Here is a 2180-nt window from a genome sequence, read left to right as displayed (position 1 = left end):
TTTGCACCGAGGGCTTTAAAAACTCCGCGACGCCCAGGCGCAGCGGCTCGTTTTCGTTAAAGCTTACCTTGCTAAAATCGGTGTTTCGCTCATCGATTTGAATTTTAAAATTTAATTCCAAAACGGCATCCCCTCCGGTCTGCGAAAATTCCGCATAGTAGGTCGGTATCAGCTCGCCGCAGACGAATTGTTTAGCCGCATTACAGCGCACCTCGTACTGGCTAAGTAGCCGCTGATAAGGGGTTTTCAAAACTAAAGGCAGCCAAAGGCGCACGTCCGCTCCGCTGATCTCGTGGTTCAGCGTTAGGTTAAATTTGCGCGTCTGCGCGGTGTTTTCTTGCATCTTTTCTCCTTTAAATCTGAAGTGAAACTATGGGCGATTGTACCCTTTTAAGCTTTAAAAGCGCTAAATCAAAAATATGCTAAAATGGCGCTAAATTTTGAAATTTTAGGATTAAAATGGATCTGCAAAAAATCAGAGACGAGAACTTTAAAAAGCTGCAAAGCGGGCAAAACCGCGAAATTTTAAGCGCGATCGAGGCGCTACAAATAGGGGAGTGCTACTGCGAGTGCGGCGACGTCGTGCGCGCAAGCTTTAGCGCTAGCGCGGAGCAGAGAGATGAAATTTTGCGTATCGCGCGAGCGCTAAAGCCGTGGCGCAAGGGGCCTTTCGCGCTGAATGATCTTTTTATCGACGCCGAGTGGCGAAGCTTCGTGAAATTTAACCTGCTGCGGCCGTTTTTAGATCTGAGCGGCAAAACCGTCGCCGACGTGGGCTGCAACAACGGCTACTATATGTTTCGCGCAAGCGCTCTAAAGCCTGCGCGGCTAGTGGGGTTTGACCCGAGCGCGCTATTTTATCTGCAGTTTCGCTTCATCGAGAAATTCTTTCGCAGCGACGCGAAATTCGAGCTTTTGGGCGTGGAGCATCTGCCCTTTTACGAGCACAAATTCGATACGATCTTCTGTCTCGGCGTCATCTACCATCGCAGCGACCCCGTAAAGATGCTAAAAGATCTGCGAGCCTCGCTAAATACGGGCGGCGAGGTGTTTTTAGACACGATGTATATCGAAGGAGCGGGCGATTTCGCGCTGTGTCCGAAAAACAGCTACTCGAAAATTTCAAATATCTACTTTGTTCCGACCGTCGGCGCGCTACAGAATTGGTGCGAGAAGGCGAAATTTAGAGATTTTGAAATTTTGGCTCAAAAGCCCACGGATGCTAGCGAGCAGCGCAAAACGGAGTGGATCGACGGGCAGAGCTTGGAGAATTTCCTAGATCCGCACGACAGCTCGCGCACGATCGAGGGCTACCCCGCCCCGAGGCGTATCTACGTGCGGCTTCAGGCGTGATCTGCGCCTTTGAAAACGCGTAAAATTTACTGAATTTATCGACTCGCGGGGAAAATTTTGCGTTCGGCAGAGCGTGAAATTTGACTAAATTTAGCGAGCTCAAGTCGGATTGATCGAATTGTAGCGACCAGGATTAGTGCGGCGCAAATTTGAATTTCGCCTTTTGCGTTACGCTTTGCGTCTTGCACGCGCGGCGCGAAATTTTACTAAATTTAATCAAGCGGCGATAGATTTTAAAATTTTATCTACGCAGCGCACGCTAATGCGCGCATCGTGCGAACGCAGCGCAAAATTTAACGCCCGCAACGGCAAATAAAGCGGTAAATTTCGGCGCCTGCAATGCGAGCAAAGCGGTATAAAATTTAACGCCGATCGGCTTCACACCGCTTTACCGCTTATTGTGCGACAAAGCCACGGTTAAATTTAAACGATCAGCGCTCAAAAAGTTGCAAAAAATATTTTAAATTTTGCCTCTCGGCCTGCAGGCTCGTATTTGGACCGTGTCCCGGATATAGCGTAAAATCGCTCTTTATCTGCAAAATTTTATGCAAAGCCCCTCTCATCTGCTCGCCGCTTGAAAAGGGAAAATCCCACCTGCCGATCGAGCCTTTAAATATGACGTCGCCGCTAAAGATCACGCCGTCCACTTCGATCATACAGCTGCCCGGCGTGTGTCCGGCAAAAAGGCTAAATTTAACGTTAAAGCCCGCTATTTCAAGGCTTTGCTCCTGCCCTTTTATGAGCACGTCCGCTTCTATGGATTCTGGCATCGTCTCAAAAGGATCCGCCCGCAGCATAAAGGCGTCTTCCTCGTGAATATAAATTTT

The 2180-nt window shown here is 48.9% G+C and carries 2 protein-coding genes and 1 pseudogene; 1 reads left to right on the top strand and 2 read right to left on the bottom strand.

Annotated features, from left to right (window positions below; translation table 11 throughout):
• Positions 1-343 (bottom strand): annotated as a pseudogene (locus Q0236_RS06490) (transglutaminase domain-containing protein); the annotation flags it as partial.
• A 116-nt stretch (positions 344-459) separates the two neighbouring features.
• Between Q0236_RS06490 and cmoB the strand changes: the two are divergent.
• On the top strand, positions 460-1353 hold the full coding sequence (gene cmoB, locus Q0236_RS06485) for a tRNA 5-methoxyuridine(34)/uridine 5-oxyacetic acid(34) synthase CmoB (protein ID WP_297916208.1): 894 nt from the start codon (positions 460-462) through the stop codon (positions 1351-1353).
• Between the two features lie 431 nt (positions 1354-1784).
• On the opposite strand, the gene Q0236_RS06480 is transcribed toward cmoB, so the two are convergent.
• A partial coding sequence (locus tag Q0236_RS06480) for an MBL fold metallo-hydrolase (RefSeq protein WP_297916206.1) occupies positions 1785-2180 on the bottom strand: 396 nt, incomplete at its 5' end.

It is taken from the genome of uncultured Campylobacter sp., from assembly GCF_938031315.1.
Taxonomy (GTDB): domain Bacteria; phylum Campylobacterota; class Campylobacteria; order Campylobacterales; family Campylobacteraceae; genus Campylobacter_B.
This window is presented reverse-complemented; position numbering and strand designations above follow the sequence as displayed.